Annotated in this window: 17 protein-coding genes; 7 read left to right on the top strand and 10 right to left on the bottom strand. The window is 68.3% G+C overall.

Annotation, left to right across the window (positions count from 1 at the left end):
• Positions 1-199 precede the first annotated feature (199 nt).
• Entirely contained in the window at positions 200-2,047 is a 1,848-nt protein-coding gene (leuA, locus tag GYB83_RS09770; protein ID WP_161895296.1) for a 2-isopropylmalate synthase, read from the top strand.
• Positions 2,048-2,127: 80 nt separating this feature from the next.
• Here leuA and GYB83_RS09775 read toward each other — a convergent pair whose 3' ends face one another.
• Both GYB83_RS09775 and GYB83_RS23590 read right to left on the bottom strand, forming a co-directional pair.
• Positions 2,128-2,739 carry a hypothetical protein gene (locus tag GYB83_RS09775; protein WP_161895297.1) on the bottom strand — a complete coding sequence of 204 codons (612 nt, stop codon included), beginning with the start codon at positions 2,737-2,739 and terminating at the stop codon, positions 2,128-2,130.
• Positions 2,740-3,073: 334 nt separating this feature from the next.
• Positions 3,074-5,425, bottom strand: a complete 2,352-nt coding sequence (locus GYB83_RS23590; RefSeq protein WP_161895298.1) for an Ig-like domain-containing protein — start codon at positions 5,423-5,425, stop codon at positions 3,074-3,076.
• A gap of 177 nt (positions 5,426-5,602) precedes the next feature.
• Between GYB83_RS23590 and GYB83_RS09785 the strand changes: the two genes are divergently transcribed.
• Positions 5,603-6,220, top strand: coding sequence for an ASCH domain-containing protein (locus tag GYB83_RS09785; protein ID WP_161895299.1), 618 nt, complete (start codon positions 5,603-5,605; stop codon positions 6,218-6,220).
• A 37-nt stretch (positions 6,221-6,257) separates the two neighbouring features.
• On the opposite strand, the gene GYB83_RS09790 is transcribed toward GYB83_RS09785, so the two are convergent.
• On the bottom strand, positions 6,258-7,235 hold the full coding sequence (locus GYB83_RS09790; RefSeq protein WP_161895300.1) for a helix-turn-helix transcriptional regulator: 978 nt from the start codon (positions 7,233-7,235) through the stop codon (positions 6,258-6,260).
• Positions 7,236-7,366: 131 nt separating this feature from the next.
• Here GYB83_RS09790 and GYB83_RS09795 point away from each other — a divergent pair, with 131 nt between their 5' ends.
• Entirely contained in the window at positions 7,367-8,800 is a 1,434-nt protein-coding gene (locus GYB83_RS09795) for an MFS transporter (protein ID WP_228461354.1), read from the top strand.
• A 66-nt stretch (positions 8,801-8,866) separates the two neighbouring features.
• Here GYB83_RS09795 and GYB83_RS09800 read toward each other — a convergent pair whose 3' ends face one another.
• Positions 8,867-9,943 carry an alpha/beta hydrolase gene (locus tag GYB83_RS09800; RefSeq protein ID WP_161895301.1) on the bottom strand — a complete coding sequence of 359 codons (1,077 nt, stop codon included), beginning with the start codon at positions 9,941-9,943 and terminating at the stop codon, positions 8,867-8,869.
• Between the two features lie 87 nt (positions 9,944-10,030).
• On the opposite strand from GYB83_RS09800, the gene GYB83_RS09805 reads away from it, so the two are divergent.
• Both GYB83_RS09805 and GYB83_RS09810 read left to right on the top strand, forming a co-directional pair.
• A complete protein-coding gene (locus GYB83_RS09805; RefSeq protein ID WP_161895302.1) occupies positions 10,031-11,332 on the top strand; it encodes a MurT ligase domain-containing protein in 1,302 nt (433 codons plus the stop codon).
• On the top strand, positions 11,332-12,045 hold the full coding sequence (locus GYB83_RS09810) for a type 1 glutamine amidotransferase (protein ID WP_161895303.1): 714 nt from the start codon (positions 11,332-11,334) through the stop codon (positions 12,043-12,045). The genes GYB83_RS09805 and GYB83_RS09810 overlap by 1 nt, the downstream gene beginning before the upstream one ends.
• A gap of 34 nt (positions 12,046-12,079) precedes the next feature.
• Here GYB83_RS09810 and GYB83_RS09815 read toward each other — a convergent pair whose 3' ends face one another.
• The 6 genes from GYB83_RS09815 to GYB83_RS09840 form a co-directional block, all read right to left on the bottom strand.
• The gene (locus tag GYB83_RS09815) at positions 12,080-12,634 is read right to left on the bottom strand and encodes a uridine kinase family protein (protein WP_161895304.1); all 555 of its coding nucleotides are present in this window, start codon (positions 12,632-12,634) and stop codon (positions 12,080-12,082) included.
• Positions 12,621-13,232, bottom strand: coding sequence for a recombination mediator RecR (recR, locus tag GYB83_RS09820; protein ID WP_161895305.1), 612 nt, complete (start codon positions 13,230-13,232; stop codon positions 12,621-12,623). Before recR ends, GYB83_RS09815 begins: the two co-directional genes overlap by 14 nt.
• 9 nt (positions 13,233-13,241) lie before the next feature.
• The gene (locus GYB83_RS09825) at positions 13,242-13,595 is read right to left on the bottom strand and encodes a YbaB/EbfC family nucleoid-associated protein (protein WP_161895306.1); all 354 of its coding nucleotides are present in this window, start codon (positions 13,593-13,595) and stop codon (positions 13,242-13,244) included.
• A 19-nt stretch (positions 13,596-13,614) separates the two neighbouring features.
• Positions 13,615-13,944, bottom strand: coding sequence for a hypothetical protein (locus GYB83_RS09830; protein WP_161895307.1), 330 nt, complete (start codon positions 13,942-13,944; stop codon positions 13,615-13,617).
• 17 nt (positions 13,945-13,961) lie between these two features.
• Positions 13,962-14,891, bottom strand: coding sequence for a pseudouridine synthase (locus GYB83_RS09835; protein ID WP_161895308.1), 930 nt, complete (start codon positions 14,889-14,891; stop codon positions 13,962-13,964).
• Positions 14,892-14,953: 62 nt separating this feature from the next.
• Complete coding sequence (locus tag GYB83_RS09840) at positions 14,954-15,391, bottom strand: SRPBCC family protein (protein ID WP_161895309.1); 438 nt, start codon at positions 15,389-15,391, stop codon at positions 14,954-14,956.
• 113 nt (positions 15,392-15,504) lie between these two features.
• On the opposite strand from GYB83_RS09840, the gene GYB83_RS09845 reads away from it, so the two are divergent.
• Both GYB83_RS09845 and GYB83_RS09850 read left to right on the top strand, forming a co-directional pair.
• Positions 15,505-16,917, top strand: coding sequence for an FAD-binding oxidoreductase (locus GYB83_RS09845; protein WP_161895310.1), 1,413 nt, complete (start codon positions 15,505-15,507; stop codon positions 16,915-16,917).
• The gene (locus GYB83_RS09850; RefSeq protein WP_161895311.1) at positions 16,914-18,182 is read left to right on the top strand and encodes a class I SAM-dependent methyltransferase; all 1,269 of its coding nucleotides are present in this window, start codon (positions 16,914-16,916) and stop codon (positions 18,180-18,182) included. The genes GYB83_RS09845 and GYB83_RS09850 overlap by 4 nt, the downstream gene beginning before the upstream one ends.
• Positions 18,183-18,200 lie beyond the last annotated feature (18 nt).

Genomic DNA, 18,200 nt, shown 5'->3' on the forward strand with positions numbered 1-18,200 from the left:
CGGCCTGTCCCCGCAGATCCGGCGGATCGACGCATCCGGTCCGGCCTGTGCGTCGATCATCGAGTGGTACCGTAGAGCCATGCAGCGTGCACTCCTTCTCGGTTGCCGCGGCGGGGTCTGATCCGACCGGCCCTCCGTCGCGGGGCCTCTTCACGCGCCGGTCAACCCCATCCTTTTCTTCCTAGGAGATTGACCGATCATGGCACCAGCTGACGCATTCACTTCCGGACCGAGCCGCATCGTCGAACCGTCCGGCCCCATCCCCGACGGCCAGCCGAGCTGGAATCCGCAGCGCAACTCCGCGATGCCCGTCCACCGTTACCGGAGCTTCGAGGCCGAGGTCGAGAAGATCTCGCTGCCCGACCGCACCTGGCCCGACAAGGTGATCGACCGGGCTCCGCTGTGGTGCGCGGTAGACCTGCGCGACGGCAACCAGGCCCTCATCGATCCGATGAGCCCGGCCCGCAAGCGCCGCATGTTCGACCTGCTGGTCCGCATGGGCTACAAGGAGATCGAGGTCGGCTTCCCCTCTGCCAGCCAGACCGACTTCGACTTCGTCCGCGAGATCATCGAAGACGGCGCCATCCCCGACGACGTCACCATCCAGGTGCTGACGCAGTCGCGCGCCGAGCTGATCACCCGCACGTTCGAGGCGTGTGCCGGTGCACAGAACGTGATCGTCCACTTCTACAATTCGACGTCGATCCTGCAGCGGCGCGTCGTGTTCCGCGCCGACAAGGAGGCGATCACCAAGATCGCCACCGACGCCGCGACCCTCTGCCTGGAGGAGGAGAAGAAGTACCCGGACACCAACTGGCGTTACGAGTACTCCCCCGAGAGCTACACCGGCACCGAACTCAGCTACGCCAAGGAAGTCTGCGACGCGGTCTCCGCCGTCATCGAGCCCACCCCGGCCAAGCCGCTGATCATCAACCTGCCCGCGACCGTCGAGATGGCGACGCCGAACGTGTACGCCGACTCCATCGAGTGGATGAGCCGCAACCTGGAGCGTCGCGACTCGATCATCCTGAGCCTGCATCCCCACAACGACCGGGGCGAGGGCGTCGCCGCCGCCGAGCTGGGATACGCGGCGGGCGCCGACCGCATCGAAGGATGCCTGTTCGGCAACGGCGAACGCACTGGCAACGTCTGCCTGGTGACGTTGGGCATGAACATGTTCAGCCGCGGCGTCGACCCGCAGATCAACTTCGCCGACATTGACGAGATCCGGCGCACCGTCGAGTACTGCAACCAGCTGAACGTCCCCGAGCGTCATCCCTACGGCGGCGACCTGGTCTACACCGCGTTCTCCGGCAGCCACCAGGACGCCATCAACAAGGGCCTCGATCAGATGAAGATCGACGCCGACGCGCAGGACAAGGACGTCGACGACATCTTGTGGCAGGTCCCCTACCTGCCGATCGACCCGAAGGACGTCGGCCGCAACTACGAGGCCGTGATCCGCGTCAACAGCCAGTCCGGCAAGGGCGGCGTCGCCTACATCATGAAGGCCGACCACGGCATGGACCTGCCGCGTCGCCTGCAGGTCGAGTTCAGCCGGGAGATCCAGAAGATCACCGACGGCGAAGGCGGCGAGGTGAACGCCAAGGCCATCTGGGACGTCTTCGCGCAGGAGTACCTGGAGCCGGTCAACCCGCTGGAGCGGATGCGGCAGCGCGTCGACGCCGCCGAAGAGGACGGCGGCGAGGACCAGATCACCGCGATCGTCAAGGTCGACGGCGTCGAGAAGGAGATCACGGGTGCGGGCAACGGTCCACTCGCCGCATTCGTCAGCGCGCTGTCGACCGTCGGATACGACGTCCGCGTCCTCGACTACTCCGAACACGCTCTGCGTGCGGGCGACGACGCGAACGCCGTCAGCTACGTCGAGGCCGACATCGACGGCGAGATCGTGTGGGGTGTCGGCATCGCGCCGTCCATCACAACCGCGAGCCTGCGGGCCGTCGTCTCGGCCGTGAACCGCGCCCACCGCGCCGTGGTTCCCGCCGAAGAAGCCGCCGAAGGGGCCCGCACCTGGGCCCCGTGACGCCAGAAGCACGAACCGCCCGGCCTCATCCACCGCGTCGTGGATGGGGCCGGGCGGCTGTCGCCTAACAGTCCTCGCGGTCAGCCGCCGAGCGAACCGCCCAGTCCTTCCAGGCTTCCCCAACTGGACTCCAGGGTCTGGGCGGTGACCCACGTGTCGAACGGGTGCAAATCCAGCGTGAAGACGGCATCGCCCAGAGCACCGTCGGTGCCGCCATCGGCGTTGCTGCATCTGACGAGTCCCGTGTAGTCGCTGAGCGGTGCCCGGTACGGGCGATCATCAGGTGCATTGACGATGATCGACAGATCTGTCTTCGTGTCGCCGTCGGCGTCGGTCGCCCAGAAGAATCCCTTCGCGACGGAATTCTCCTTCGCGTCGAGGAAATCACGACGACCACTCATCGGCGCGTCGACGAGCTTGCCCGAGGTGTTCAGCAGGCTGGTCGGGAAACTCAGATTGCGCTTGAGCTCATCGACGTGGTCTCCACGCCAGATGAGCGCGGTGCACCGCTGCTCCGCCAGGCCCGTGCCACGGTTGTCGATCTCGATTGCTACGCCGTTCTTGCTGTCGTTCATCACCCGCGCGAACGAATGCGGCGCGGCGGTCGCGGTACCTGCTGTAGGCGTAGACACGCCGACCGTTGCGACGACCACGGCAAGCGCACTCATCATCGCCCTAGATTTCACCATCACGATTTGTTCTCCTTCAGAGTTCGACCGGCTACATTGCACCCCGATGCCGCACTCCGATCCAAGGCAAAACGGCACGAAACACCCGAAATCAACCGTTTGTACTAGGTGCGACGCTCTACTTGCTCACCAGAACGGCCGAGCGCACCATGCCGCTCCGCCCTTAGACGCCCCTCGCGCAGCTGTGCGGGGGGACGTTTCTCGTCGCAACCCGCGCAACCGTCACCGCTCCCGCGGAGCAGCAGCCGTGGCGGGGTTGCTTCCCCGGAGGGGTGACGAGTAGACGACAGGGCCCTCCCGGAGGATTCCGGGAGGGCCCTGTATCCGTGTCAGACGATCAGAACAGCGAGCGGACCACATCGGCGGTCGACATGTTCAGGCTGCCGAAGTCGAGCGAGCCGTTGCCGCCATCCGTGCCGCCGTCGGTCCCGCCGCCGACGGTGACGACCTTCGGTCCCGAGATGGAACCGGCGTAGCCGTCGGTGCCGGAGTAGGTGGCCGTCACGGTGTGATTGCCCGACGAGGCGAGAGTCGCCGTCGTCTTCGCCTCACCGTTCACGACGGTCACCTCGTGTCCGACCTTGGCGCCGTCCACGTAGAACTGCACGGTGCCGCCGTTCAGGTCGGCCGGGGTCAGCGTCGCCTTGAACTCGACCTCCGCGCCCTTGTCCACGTTGGTCGGAGCCGAGACGGTGATCGTCGTCGCCTGGTCGCCCGGGTCCGGAGCGGAGACGACGATCGTCTTCGCGGCCGAGGTCGAACCGTTGAAACCGGTGGTACCGGAGTACACGGCCGTCACCTGATGGCTGCCCGCGGTGGCGAAGGTGTGCTGGATCGACGCATTGCCGCCGGTCACAGCGGCAGGCGAACCGACATTCGCGCCGTCGACCTTGAACTGCACCGTGCCGCCGGACGGAGTCGGCGAGACACTCGCCGAGAGCGTCACCGCGTCGCCGGTGAAGGCGGTGCCCGGCGAGGTCACCGTGGTGTCGGTGTCCTCGTCCGTCGGCGTCGGATCGTTGACCGTGACCGTCTTGGCAGCCGATGTCGAACCGTTGAAACCGGTCGTACCCGAGTACACCGCGGTCACCTGATGAGCACCCGTCGTCGAGAACGTGTGCTGGATCGACGCGTCACCGCCGGTGACCGCCTTCGGGGTGCCCACATCGTCACCGTCGACCTTGAACTGCACCGTGCCGCCGGACGGAGTCGGCGAGACGCTGGCCGACAGCGTCACCGCGTCGCCCTTGGTCGCCGTCGAAGGGGCCGACACCGTCACGGTCGTGTCCTCGTCCGTCGGGGTCGGATCATTCACCGTCACGGTCTTCGCCGCCGACGTCGACGAACCGAAGCCCGTCGAACCCGAGAACGACGCCGTCACCTGATGGGAGCCCGTCGCAGCGAACGAGTGCTGAATCGACGCGTTGCCGCCCGTCACCGCGACCGGCGAACCGACCGCGTCGCCGTCGACCTTGAACTGGACGGTCCCGCCCAGCGGCGTCGGCGACACCGATGCCGACAGGGTCACGGCGTCGCCCTTGGTGGCCGTGCTCGGCGCGGTCAGGGTCGTGGTGGTGTCGATGTCGACCGGAGTCGGGTCGTTGACGGTCACGGTCTTGGCCGTCGATGTGGAGCCGTTGAAGCCTGCGGCGCCCGAGAACACGGCCGTCACCTGACGGGAGCCCGTGGCCGCGAAGGAGTGCTGGATCGACGCTGTGCCGCCCGTCACGGCGACCGGCGAACCGACGTCGTCGCCGTCGACCTTGAACTGCACCGTGCCGCCGCCGGGGTTCGGGGCGACCGACGCCGACAGCGTCACCTCGTCGCCCTTGGTGGCGGTCGCGGGCGCCGACACCGTGGTCGTCGTGTCCTCGTCGACCGGTGCGGCGGCCTCGATGTCGATCGTCGCCAGCGGACCGCCGCCCGCGTTCAGACCCGAACCTGCCGCGTCGCGTGGGCTGCATCGAGTCGGAGCCCACTGCGTGCCGAGCAGGCTCGCCTTCGCGAGCTGCGTGCTCCAGTTCTGGTCGGTGTTGTTGTTGCCGGCCGCACCCGCGATGCGAACCGTGGGCGTGATGGTTCCGCTGGCGCCCGCGGTCATGGTGACGTCGACGGCGGGCAGCCGATAGAAGGTGTCACCGTTGCTGTTGGTCGACCCGTCGAGGTTCTTCTTCGTCTTCGGAATGAGGATTCCGCCCTCTGCCTTGAGGTTGGTCGTCGGGCTGTTGCCGATCACCTCGTTGTTTCCGGACAGACGCAAGACCGTTCCAGCGGGATCGACCGACCCGGCATCATTCACCCGAAGCACGTTCGGCGCGACGCCGCCGAGGCCGACCCCGGTGCCCGGGACGACCTCCGCGCTCACGAACGTGGCGTTCGAGGGGATCGCGAAGTCGGCCTTCAGACGCGAGATGTTCGTCGTCGTCGCACCCGAATCGCTGTTCGGGTACGAACCTGCGATCGGCTGCACGCGGTACGTGAACTGCTGGCCCGGCGTCACCGACTCGGGAGCCGTGATGGTCACTCCGGCGCCGACCACCTTGGTGACCGTGACAATCGAGCTCGCCGTGCAGAAGTTGGTGAAGTTCAGCGTCGACGTCGCCGCCTGGGCCGGCGCGGCACCCAGCGTCCCCGCGATCAGCGCGGCGCCGCCCACCAGGGCGGCCACGCGACTGGTTGTCACTCTCATGAAGATCCTTCGTTCAGTTCACCGGAAGATGGATTCCTACATCTATGACAGCGATCACAAATTGAGCCAAGCTGGTGACTCCGACATGGCACGAAAGCACGACCTCCGACCGGAAACTCGGCAGAAGAACGTCGTCGACACGCTGTTTCCGCGCCGGACTTACGGCAGAGTGGAACCGTGCTGATCTCGAAACCGATCGCCGAAGGAATACGGGAGGGACGAGTCACCTGCCAGTTCCGCAGATGGGACGAACCGCGGGTGAAAGTCGGATCCACTCAACTCACCTCGGCGGGTCTCATCCGATTCACTCGCGTAGTGCGGGTGAACGACATCGCGCGAGTCTCCGACCGATCGGCCCGAGCGGCGGGTATGAGGGACGCCGCCGCCCTGCGCAAGGCGCTCGCACCCAGACCCGCCCGCACACCGTCGCCGCGCGGATCGAAGGGCGGCGACACGATCTACCGGATCACCCTCGAATGGGCCGGCGAAGATCCCCGACTCGCCCTTCGCGAGACCCTCCCGACCGACGCCGAACTCGCCGACATCGGCACCCGTCTCGCCCGACTGGACAAGCGGACGACCGGCCCGTGGACCCGCGACATCCTCGAGTGGATCCGCGACAACCCGCACGTCGTCTCCAAGGAACTGGCCGCACTCCGCGACGTCGACCTGCTCCCCATGAAGGCCGACATCCGCAAGCTCAAAGCCCTCGGGCTCACCATCAGCCACGACGTCGGGTATGAACTGTCGCCCCGCGGCGCGGCGTATCTCGATCATCTCGACTCCGCTCGATGAGCGGGTCGGAGCAACGCTCGATGACCGGGTAGATCGATCAGCGCTCCGCGAGGTAGAGGGCGCGCGCTTCGCGGGCGTTTCGACCGCGGAGTTCGTGGAGGACCGACGGCGGGATCTCGACGAACTCGTAGTCGGCGTCGAGGCCGCCCATCGCGACGGCGATCCAGCGGGCGTCGTCCACCTGCATCGTGACCAGAGTGCCGTCGGCGTGATCGGCGATGTCGGCGTACCTGCCGATGCGCGAACGGACGAGGTCGGGATCGGTGTGGACGACGAGCCGCACCACGTGCTGATCTCGGCCCGCGCGCAGACTGTTGCGCACGTATCCGGCCGCATCGCCGCCCGGCACCGTGCGCGGGGCGAACCGGCGCTTCTCCGGCCTCGCGTCGGCCAGCCGGTCCAGCCGGAACGTCCGCCAATCGAGACGGTCGAGGTCGTAGGCGAGCAGGTACCAGCGCCGTCCGACGGGCACCAGCCGCAGCGGCTCCACTCGTCTCCGACCCGGCTTCCGTCCGTCTCGGGCGGCGGGCGCGTAGTCGAAGGTCAGCTCGATCGAATCGCGGCACGCGAGCGCGACAGTCGTCAGCGCTTCGGCATCGATCGCGGGGGCGTCGGCCTCCCCGGGCAGGGTGACGCTCATGGCCCGGACGGCGTCGGCACGACGACGCAGTTTCGGCGGCAACACCTGCATCACCTTCGCCAGCGCCCGCACCGACGACTCCGCCAGCCCCGCGGCCGGGCCGGACGCCGCGCTGCGCAGGGCCGCGACGATAGCGACCGCCTCACCCTCGTCCACCACCAGCGGCGGAAGCGACCCGCCGGGTGCGAGCTGATAGCCCCCTCCCGCGCCCCGGACCGATTCCACGGGATAGCCGAGGTCGCGGAGACGTTCGACGTCGCGGCGGACCGTCCGTTCGGTGGTCCCGAGACGGTCGGCGAGTTCAGCGGCCGCCCACAGGCGGTGTGCCTGCAGGAGTGCGAGCAGCTTCAGCGTCCGCGTCGTCGTATCGGCCATGCGTCGATTCTCGCGCATATAGCGGACAGAAATCGACCGGAAACATCGCGCACCGTAGCGGACAGTTCCTGTCCACATTGGTTCGTAACGTCATCGGTGACCGAACGATCACCCCTGGCAGGAGCACTGACGTGACCACCACACTCGACGGCCCGTCGCCCACCGCGACCGACGACGCCCGACCATCCATCAGCGGACGAGCACGGACGATCGCCCTGATCTGCCTGCTCGCCGCGTCGTTCATGGAACTCATGGACGCGACCGTCGTCAACGTCGCGCTGCACACGATGCAGACCGACCTCGGAGCGTCGGCGGCCGCCCTGCAGTGGGTGGTCGCAGGCTATCCCCTGGCCTACGCGATCGGCCTCATCCTCGGCGCCCGACTCGGCGACGCCTACGGACGCCGACGCCTCTTCGTACTCGGTCTCATCGGTTTCGGCGTCACGTCGCTGGCATGCGGTCTGGCCGCCGATCCGACCCAGCTCGTCGTCTTCCGGATCCTGCAGGGCGCGACCGCGGCGCTGATGGTCCCGCAGGTCCTCACCAACATCCAGGTCCTCTATCCGCCTGCCGAGCGCGGCCGGGCGATGGGCCTGTTCACGTCGATCATCGGTGTCGCGGCAGTGACCGGGCCGGTGCTCGGCGCCGTCATCACCGACGGCGACTGGTTCGACCTCTCGTGGCGTCCGGCGTTTCTGATCAACGTCCCGATCGCCGTCGTCGCCGTTCTCGCCGCCCGGGTGTTCATCCCGGAGACGCGAGCCGACCGTCCGGCGCCCATCACGCTCGGCTCGGTCGCGCTGCTCGGCGGCTCGCTCGCGGCGATCATGGCTCCGATCACCCTCGGCCCGGAGAACGATTGGCCTGCATGGGGATTCGTCCTGATGGCGCTCGGCGTGATCGGACTCGTCGCCTTCGGCGCTCGACAGGTGATCACCGAACGCAACGGGTCGGTCCCGATGGTCCCGCCGTCGGTGTTCGCCACCGCGTCATTCCGGTCGGGCCTCGCGGCGTTCGCCGCACTGTCGATCCCGACCGGCGGATACTTCCTGGTCCAGTCCCTGCACGTTCAGTTGTCGCACGGCTGGTCGGTGCTGCACACCGGCCTGATGTGGATCCCGTTCTCGATCGCCGTCCCGATCGCGGCAGGACTCTCCGCCACCGTCCTGGCCGCCAGGTTCGGCAAGCACGTCCTGCAGGCCGGAGCAGCCGTCCTCGTCACCGGCATGACGTCGATGATCGTCGCCGACCAGTCCGCGCACCCGGCGTTCTGGTTCGCGGTGGCGCTCGCCGTCGCGGGCCTCGGGTTCGGCCTGATCGTCGGCGCCGCGGGCCTGCTCGTGCTCAACGACGTCCCCGTCGAGCACGCCGGAGCGGCGTCGGGCGTCTTCAACACGGTCCAAGCGTTGTCGGTGGCCGTCGGAGCGGCCGTGATCGGCACCGTTTACAGCACCGGATCGTCGATCGACGAGTCGTACCGCACCGCGATGCTCGTGATGATCGGCCTCGTCGCCCTCGGCGCGGTGATCGCTCAGGCCATGCCCAAGGCATCCCGAGCGGTGTAGTCGTAGATGAATCCCCGATAGCGACATCGGAGGCCGACATCGGCGTCGAACATCGCTATCGGGGATTCATTCACGTCGGGACGCGGCGTCCATCGCGGCCACCGCAGCGGACGCCATCCGGTTGACCACCGCGCGGGCGGTCGGACTGATCAATCCCATGTTCGCGAAGCCGTGGATCATGCCGCCCGCGCGCTCGAGCGTGACGTCGACGCCCGCCTTCTCGAGGGCAGCGGCGAACTCGACGCCCTCGTCGCGCAGCGGGTCGAATCCCGCGACCACCACGTGCGCCGGCGGGAGACCCTCGAGGTCTCCCTTGAGCGGCGACACGCGCGGATCGTCGACGAGATCACTCGACGGAAGGTACGCGTCGACGAAGAAGTCCATGTCGGCCTTGGTCAGGAACAGGCCGTCGGCGAACTCGCGGATCGAGTCGCGGGTCACCGACACGTCGGCGACCGGGTAGATCAGCAGCTGCAGGCACGGGATGACGGCGTCGTCGCGAACCTGCTGGGTGACGACGGCGCTGAGGTTGCCGCCCGCCGAGTCGCCTGCGACGACGATCGCATTCGGGTCGATCCCCCAGCCAGGCGCCTGTTCAACGGCGAACCGGAACGCCGCGATCGAGTCGTCGACCGCGGCCGGGAACGGATGCTCCGGAGCCAGTCGGTAGTCGACGGACAGGACGTCGGCCCCGGTCTCGACGGCGAGCGCCCGCACCAGCGAGTCGTGGCTGCCCCGGCTCCCGATGACGAACCCTCCACCGTGCAGGAAGACGATCAGACCGCGCGGCGTCCCCTCTGCCGCCCGGTAACGAGTGGCCGGGATCGGGCCGTCGGGCGACCCGATCACGAGGTCCTCTTCGATCGCGAACGGCGCGAACGTCTGCGCCATCGCGGTCGACGTCTGATCCAGGAGCCTGCGCGAATCGTCGACGCTGCCGTTCATGAGTCCGACACCGGGGAGGTGCCGGGCCGCCGCGGCCACCAACGCCATCTCGGGCGCGAGAGATTCACCGGCTCGGTTGGTACGCGTGAGCCTCGACAGCGCGTCGAGAACCGGTTGCGGGAGGAGACCTGCGGCGATCAGGGCGGGACGCTCGACCCGGGACCGCAGGGACAGGCGTACTTGCGTTGCGCGACTCACAATCGCCGAACTTACCACTGACCGTTGACAAGGTCACGCGGACGCGGCACCACGCAGCGACTCCCGAGCGTATGGAAAAATCGTGGGATGCCCTCCGCGTCACGTCTCCCGGTCCGCACTCGCGCCGCACTCGCCGCCGCCGCGTCCGCCCGATGGGCGTCGCGAACCGCGGGTCGAGGCAAGGGATCGATGATCGGTGGACTCATCGCCGAGAAGATCGACCCGCGGATCATGTCGCGCCTGGCCGCAGGGAAGAAGACGGCACTGATCACCGGCACCAACGGCAAGTCGACCACCACCCGCATGACCGCCGCGGCGCTCGCCACCATCGGCGACGTCGCGACCCAGGAGGACGGCGCCAACATGGACGCCGGGATCATCGCGACGCTCACGCTGCACCGGCCCGCCCCGCTCGCCGCCCTCGAGGTGGACGAGCTGCACGTGCCGAACGTCGCCGACAACACCTCGCCAGCCGTGATCACGATGCTGAACCTGTCGCGCGACCAGCTCGACCGGGTCGGCGAGATCAACGTGATCGAGCGACGCCTGCGCGGCGCGGTCGACGCGCACCCGGAGTCGACGATCGTCGCCAACTGCGACGACGTGCTCGTCACGTCGGCGGCCTTCGATGGCGGCGACGTCGTGTGGGTCGCCGCTGGCGCGGCGTGGGTCGGCGACTCCGTCGGCTGCCCCCGGTCCGGTGAGGCGATCGTCCGCAGCGGCGACGACTGGTATTCGAGCGGCGATGCGTCATTCCGCAGGCCCACGCCCGCCTGGTGGTTCGACGACGAGAACGTCTACGGCCCCGACGGATTCACCGCTCCGATGACGTTGAGCGTGCCGGGTCGGGCCAACCGCGGCAACGCGACACAAGCGATCGCGACGGCCGTGGCGATGGGCGCCGACCCCGCGGCCGCGACGAAGGCCGTCGGAACCGTCGGAGAGGTCGCGGGCCGGTACGGCGTCCAGCAGCTCGGCGCGCACCGCGTCCGGACGCTGCTCGCGAAGAATCCCGCGGGCTGGCAGGAGGCCCTGTCGATGATCGATCCCGACGCCGACAGTCTGGTGATCGCCGTGAACGGCCAGGTGCCCGACGGCGAGGACCTGTCGTGGCTGTGGGACGTGCGGTTCGAGGAGTTCGAGAACACGACGGTCGTCGCCTCGGGCGAACGCGCCGCCGACCTGTCGGTGCGACTGCTGTACGCGGGCGCCGAGCACACCGTGGTCGACGACCCGTTGACCGCGATCACGCAGTGCCCGCCCGGCCGCGTGGAAGTCTTGGCGAACTACACGGCGTTCCGCGATCTCGCGATCGCGATGACTCGAGCCGGAGCCGGGAGCGTAGCGAGCGGGCCGAGTGTCACAGGCGCGGACGCGGAGGAGAAGTGATGAGCGAATCGACCCTGCGGATCGGACTCGTCCTGCCCGATGTGATGGGCACCTACGGCGACGGCGGCAACGCGCTGATCCTGCGTCAACGTGCGCGGATGCGCGGGTTGGACGCGGAGATCGTCGAGCTGACGTTGGACGGCGACGTCCCCGACTCACTCGACGTCTACACCCTCGGCGGCGCGGAGGACGCCGCCCAGCGTCTCGCCACGCGTCACCTCACCGACCATCCCGGCCTCCAGCGCGCCGCGGAGAAGGGGACCCCGGTCCTCGCGATCTGCGCCGCCATCCAGGTGCTCGGCCACTGGTACGAGACGTCGTCGGGCGAACGGGTGGCCGGCATCAGCATGTTCGACTGCACCACATCGCCGCAGGCCGTCCGCTCGATCGGCGAGTTGATCACCGGGCCGCTGCTCGACGGCCTCACCCAGCCGCTGTCGGGGTTCGAGAACCACCGCGGCGGGACCACCCTCGGCCCGGCCGCCAAGCCGCTCGGGCGTGTGAAGCACGGCATCGGCAACGGCGGCGGCGACGCGATCGAGGGCGTCGTCCAGGGCAGCGTGATCGGCACGTACATGCACGGTCCGCTCCTGGCCCGGAACCCGGAACTCGCCGACTACCTCCTCGCCAAGGCGACCGGAGCCGACCTGGCTCCCCTCGACCTCCCTCAGGTCGACCGCCTCCGCCGCGAACGACTCGCCGCCGGTCGCTGATCCTCGCGGGCCGCGGAGGTCTCGACGCCTGGACTCAGGCGCGGACCACCCGGCACCGCTCACGGGTGCGATCGACGGCGAACCAGCCCTCCTCGAACTGCTGCCATGCGGCGAGGTTGGCTCGGTCGTGTTCACCGTCTCGTGCGACCGTCCGTTCCAACCGTTCCGCGGCCGACGGTCCCTCGACCCAATAGGCGGCTGTCAGCCGATCGGCGACGGACCGACGGGCGGAGGTGACTCCTTCGACGATCAGGATCGGCTGCCACCGCTCCCACACCTGCGGCCCCGTCTCGGGGACGCCGTCGACCCACACGCGCGGCCGGTAGAGGTAGTCCTGGTGTCGCGCGAAGGAGCGCAACACGTCCCGTTCCATCTCCGGCCACCACGACGCGGGCTCGTCCCACGTGGCGTAGGCGTCGGTGCCGATCAGGACCGAGCGTCGGCCGCGGTCGGCGAGTGCTCGGACGAGTTCGGTGGCGAATGTGCTCTTCCCCGAGCCGGAGTGGCCGTCGACGGCGATCAGCCCGCTGGTCAGGCCGTCGCGCGCAGCCACCGCGTCGGCGACGTGCGCCCAGTCAGACGAGGACACGACGCCCGGACAACGCGCGTCCGAGGGTCAGCTCGTCGGCGAACTCGAGATCGCCGCCCATCGGCAGACCAGACGCGAGCCGCGTCACCGACAGTCCGGGGAAGTCCTTGAGCATGCGCAGCAGGTAGGTCGCCGTCGCCTCGCCCTCGGTGTTCGGGTCGGTCGCGACGATGATCTCGCTGACCACCGACCCGTCCGACTGCTCGGCGAGACGTTTGAGGAGCTCGCGGATGCGGAGCTGATCGGGGCCGATGCCCGACAGCGGGTCGAGCGCGCCGCCGAGAACGTGATAGCGGCCGTCGAACTCGCGGGTCCGCTCGATCGCGTAGATGTCCTTCGGCTCCTCGACGACACAGATCTTCGTCGCGTCCCGCCGGGCGTCGGCACAGATCCGGCAGAGTCGTTCGGCGGCGATGTTGCCGCACTCCGCGCAGAACGTGACGTCGTCACGCACCTTGCCGAGCGCCGCGACGAGTCGGTCGATCTCCACATTCTCGCCCGCGAGCAGGTGGAACGCGATGCGCTGCGCACCTTTCGGACCCAGTCCCGGCAGTTTCGCCAGCTGGTCGATCAGATCCTGGATGGGGCCCTCGTACATGCGGTCGACTCAGCCCAGTCCGGGCAGTCCGCCCGCGAGCGGCCCCATCTTCTCCGCGGCGATCGCCTCGCGATTGCGGGCCAGATCGGCGAGCGCGCCGACAAGCAGGTCCTGCAAGGTCTCGACGTCGTCCGGGTCGACGACGTCGCGACCGATCTCGACCGCCGTCACATCGCCGGTGCCGTTGCCGATCACCTTCACCAGGCCGTTGCCCGCCTGGCCCTTGACCACGGTGTTCGCGATCTCCTCCTGAGCCGCGACGAGCTGGGCCTGCATCTGCTGGGCCTGCGCGAGGAGTCCGGCCATCGGGTTGTCCCCGCCGCCGCCACCGAAGAGGGCACTGGGATCGAATGCGTCAGTCACGACGTCAAGGATACTGCCCTCAGCGGAGCAGACGCTCCACGTGCTCGGCGAGTTCGTCGACGGTCACGTCGTCGCCCGCGATGACGTCGAACGAGATCACCTCGTCGCCGAACAGTCGGGCCGCCCGGGGGACGAGGGCGAACTCGAATCGGTCGTCGACGCGTCGCCACTGGGTCACCGCGTCGTACACGGGGGCGCTCGCGCCCGTCGTCAGGCAGTACTCGGCCGCGCGCGGGCCGCCGGGCAGGTCGCGTTGCAACTGCACGCACGCGTCCGACTCCTCGTCGAGGAACACAACGGCCTCGCACCCCAGGTCCGGATGCCGTTCGTAGCTTCCGATGATCGCCATCGAACGAGCGTATCCGTTTAACATTCCCCGCTCACGAGCGGCGACCCTCCAGGAGGGCCTGCCGGGCCCGCATCGGTGACTGTTAAAACAGCGGTCAGGTCCCGGCGACTCTCGAACCGTCGGACCGAGCCTGTGAACGGGTCGATGAACGCGACGGAATGCGCGAGGAGACGCAGCGGCCTGGTGAAATCGTCGGCGGCGTCGACGCGTTCCCTGTCGACGTCGGGGTACAGCGGGTCGTCGACGATCGGCACGCCCAGTCCCGCCATGTGGAGTCGGAGTTGGTGCGTGCGGCCGGTGGCCGGGCGGAGTCGATAGAGGCCGAGATCACCGCCGCGGGACTCGATCATGTCGATGTCACTGACCGCGTTCACGTCGCCGTCGACGACGCGAGCCCGCAAGTCGCCCGCGTCCTTCTCGATCCGGTTCTCGACCCGCACGCCGACGAGCGACGGGTCTGCGGGCGCCAGCGCTCGATACTCCTTCGTCACCTGCCTGGACGCGAAGAGGTCCTGGTAGGCGGCCCGCGAGTCGGGCCTGCGCGTGAACAGCAGGACTCCGGCGGTGAGACGGTCCAGCCGATGTACGGGTGCGACGTCGTCGCCGAACTCCCGCCGCAATCGCACCAGCGCCGTCTGCGTGACATGCGACCCGCGTGGCATGGTCGCGAGGAAGTGCGGCTTGTCGACGACGACCAGGCGGTCGTCGACATGCAGAACGGGCATGTCGAACGGGACCTCGGGCTCGTCCGGCAGGTCTCGGTAGAGGTACACCGGAGTCGGGCGGGTGACCGTGGCGGTCAGATCGACGGGGCGACCGTCCACGTCGACGATCTCCCCGGCCGCGGCGCGACGCTCGAGGTCATCGGACGTCCAACCGGTCAACGACGGCGTGAGCAGCAGTGTGTCGGCGACGGACAGTCTCCGATCGCAGGTGCGCAGGACCACCCGGGTGGCGTCGACGCCGTCCCGGGCGGCCAGCGGCTTGGCGCGGCGGCGCCCCCGACGGCTCAGTTCTCGAGCCGAGTCTTCAGGTTGCCGAGCAGTTCGTTCTGGATGCGGTTCAGGCCCTTCGGGGCGAAAGTGCGCTCGAAGAATCCGCCGATGCCGCCCGCGCCCTTCCACGAGGTGGTGGTCTCGACCTGTGCGCCCGCACCCGCCGCGGTCACGCGGTAGGTGGTCACCATCGTCGAGTTGCGGTCGGTCTCGGTGATCGTGTCACCTGCGACGGCGACGTCGGCGAGGACGTCGCGCGAACGCTTCTCGGTGGCCTGCAGGACCCAACCGACGACGGTGCCCGCGCCCGTGCCGCCCTCGACCACGCGGTACTCGCGGTAGTTGGCGGGAAGGATCGCCGAGCGGACCGACGCGTAGTCGGCCAGAGCCGAGAGGACGGTGTCCGCGGGTGCGGCGATCTGGACGGTTGCGGTGGCGGTGACCTGACCCACTTGGGTGACTCCTTTGAGCGTATGCGCTGCTCCCGCGTGCGGGAGCCTGTCCCTCCACGGTACTTGTGATCCTGTCTGCACCGTTCATTCGTGACGAGCGCTACGGTGGCTATGTGGCCGCCATCCGTTCGGAGTACAACGTCGCCGCGTTCGATCGCGGCGTCGCCCGCCTCATCGACAGTTACCGCGCGATCCCGCCCGGAGCGACCGTCCGCCTCGCGAAGAAGACGTCGAACCTGTTCCGCAAGCGCGCCGCGGTGACCGCTCCCGGACTGGACGTCTCGGGTCTGGACTCGGTGATCTCCGTCGACCCGGCGACGCGAACCGCCCAGGTGGCGGGCATGTGCACGTACGAGGACCTGGTGGACGCGACGCTCGCGCACGGCCTGGCGCCGACCGTCGTCCCTCAGCTGAAGACGATCACCCTCGGCGGCGCGGTGACCGGCATGGGAATCGAATCGACGGCGTTCCGCAACGGACTCCCCCACGAGGCCGTCGAGGAGATCGAGATCCTCACCGGCGCGGGCGGACTCGTCGTCGCCAGGCCCGACAACGAGTACCGCGACCTGTTCTTCGGATTCCCCAACTCGTACGGGACGCTGGGCTATTCGGTGCGGCTGCGGATCCGCCTGGAGCAGGTGAAGCCGTACGTCGAACTGCGCCATGTGCGGTTCACCGATCTCGACGAGATGCAGCGAACGATGGCGACGATCGCCGCCGACCACGTCTACCGGGGCGAGCAGGTCGACTACCTGGACGGCGTCGTCTTCAGCGCCGAGGAGAGCTACCTCGTGCTCGGCCGTCAGACCGATGAGGCCGGGCCGGTCAGCGACTACACCGGCATGCGGATCTTCTACCGCTCCATCCAGCACGACGACGTCGACGCCCCGAAACGGGACCGACTCACGATCCGCGACTACCTGTGGCGGTGGGACACCGACTGGTTCTGGTGCTCGCGGGCGTTCGGCGCCCAGAATCCACGGATCCGCCGGTTCTGGCCGAAGAGGTACCTGCGCAGCAGCTTCTACTGGAAGCTCATCGGGTACGACCACCGGTGGAACGTCGCCGATCGGCTCAACGCGCGCAAGGGTCTGCCCGCCAATGAGCGGGTGGTTCAAGACATCGAGGTGCCGATCGAGCGAACCGCCGAGTTCATGCGGTGGTTCCTGCGGGACGTCCCCATCGAACCGGTGTGGCTGTGCCCGTTGACGCTGGCCGAACCGTCACCCGGCGACGACACGCAACCCTGGCCCCTCTATCCCCTGCAGCGCGGGCGCACGTACGTGAACATCGGATTCTGGTCGGCCGTCCCCGTCACGCCGGGCAAGCCCGGCCACACGAACCGGCTGATCGAGAAGAAGGTCAGTGGACTCGGCGGCCACAAGTCGCTGTACTCGGAATCGTTCTATCCGGAGGACGAATTCTCGGCGCTCTACGGGGGCGAGGCGTATCGCCTGCTCAAGGAGCGATACGACCCGGACGGCAGGCTCCTGCGCCTATACGAGAAAGCGGTGAAGCAACAGTGAAACTCGCGCACGTCTTCGAGCGACTGGTCGGGCACGAGCTCGGCATCAAGGTGACGGCGTACGACGGCAGCAGTGCCGGACCGGACGACGCCCAGTACGGGCTGCATCTGAAGAATCCGCGCGCGACCACATATCTCGTCACGGCGCCCGGCGATCTCGGGCTGGCTCGCGCCTACGTGTCCGGCGACCTCGAGATGACCGGCGGACACCCCGGCGACCCGTACGGCATGCTGCAGGCTCTCGCCGCCGACCTGAAGTTCACCAAGCCGAGCCCGCTCGAACTCGTCGGCGTCGCACGCGAGATCGGCGTCGAGCATTTCAAGCCGATCGCCCCGCCCCCGCAGGAGTCGCTGCCCAAGTGGCGCCGGATGGCCGAAGGCCTGCGGCACAGTCGCGAGCGGGACGCCGAGGCCATCCACTACCACTACGACGTGTCGAATCGCTTCTACGAGCTGGTCCTCGGCGAATCGATGACGTACACGTGCGCCGTCTACCCGCATGAAGGCGCCACCCTAGAGGAGGCGCAGGAGAACAAGTACCGACTGATCTTCGACAAACTCCGACTGCAACCCGGCGACAAACTGCTCGACATCGGCTGCGGTTGGGGCGGCATGGTCCGCTACGCGGCGCGGCGGGGCGTCCACGCGCTGGGCGTCACCCTGTCCCTGGAACAGGCGCAGTGGGCGCAGAAGGCGATCGCCGACGAAGGACTGAGCGAATTCGCCGAGGTCAGGCACAGCGACTACCGCGACGTCCCCGAGACCGGATTCGACGCGGTCTCGTCGATCGGCCTCACCGAGCACATCGGCGTCGCCAACTACCCGAAGTACTTCACGTTCATGCGCGACAAGGTCAAGCCCGGCGGCATGATCCTGAACCACTGCATCACCCGGCCAGAGAACAAGCACCGAAGCAAGGCCGGCCCGTTCATCGACCGCTACGTGTTCCCCGACGGCGAACTCACCGGCAGCGGCACGATCATCGCCAAGATGCAGGACGTCCCGCGCCTCGAAGTGATCCACGAGGAGAACTTCCGCATCCACTACGCGATGACGCTCCGCGACTGGAACGCCAATCTCGTGAAGAACTGGGACGAGGCCGTCGCCGAGGTCGGTGAGGGCACCGCCCGACTCTGGGGCCTGTACATGGCGGGCTGCCGCATCGGTTTCGAACGCAACATCGTCCAACTCCACCACGCCCTGGCGACCAGACTGCACCTCGACCAGGAGCAGACCCTGCCGCTGCGGCCCTGGTGGGTCCCCTGATCGACGTCTAGGAGACGT

This window comes from Gordonia spumicola, assembly GCF_009932475.1.
GTDB classification, from domain to species: Bacteria; Actinomycetota; Actinomycetes; order Mycobacteriales; family Mycobacteriaceae; genus Gordonia; species Gordonia spumicola.

Bases quoted from the DNA above. Each gene is read 5' to 3' on its own strand.
- leuA (WP_161895296.1), top strand. From the start codon at position 200: ATGGCACCAGCTGACGCATTCACTTCCGGACCGAGCCGCATCGTCGAA.
- GYB83_RS23590 (WP_161895298.1), bottom strand. From the start codon at position 5,425: ATGAGAGTGACAACCAGTCGCGTGGCCGCCCTGGTGGGCGGCGCCGCG.
- GYB83_RS09790 (WP_161895300.1), bottom strand. From the start codon at position 7,235: ATGGCCGATACGACGACGCGGACGCTGAAGCTGCTCGCACTCCTGCAG.
- GYB83_RS09805 (WP_161895302.1), top strand. From the start codon at position 10,031: ATGCCCTCCGCGTCACGTCTCCCGGTCCGCACTCGCGCCGCACTCGCC.
- GYB83_RS09810 (WP_161895303.1), top strand. From the start codon at position 11,332: ATGAGCGAATCGACCCTGCGGATCGGACTCGTCCTGCCCGATGTGATG.
- recR (WP_161895305.1), bottom strand. From the start codon at position 13,232: ATGTACGAGGGCCCCATCCAGGATCTGATCGACCAGCTGGCGAAACTG.
- GYB83_RS09830 (WP_161895307.1), bottom strand. From the start codon at position 13,944: ATGGCGATCATCGGAAGCTACGAACGGCATCCGGACCTGGGGTGCGAG.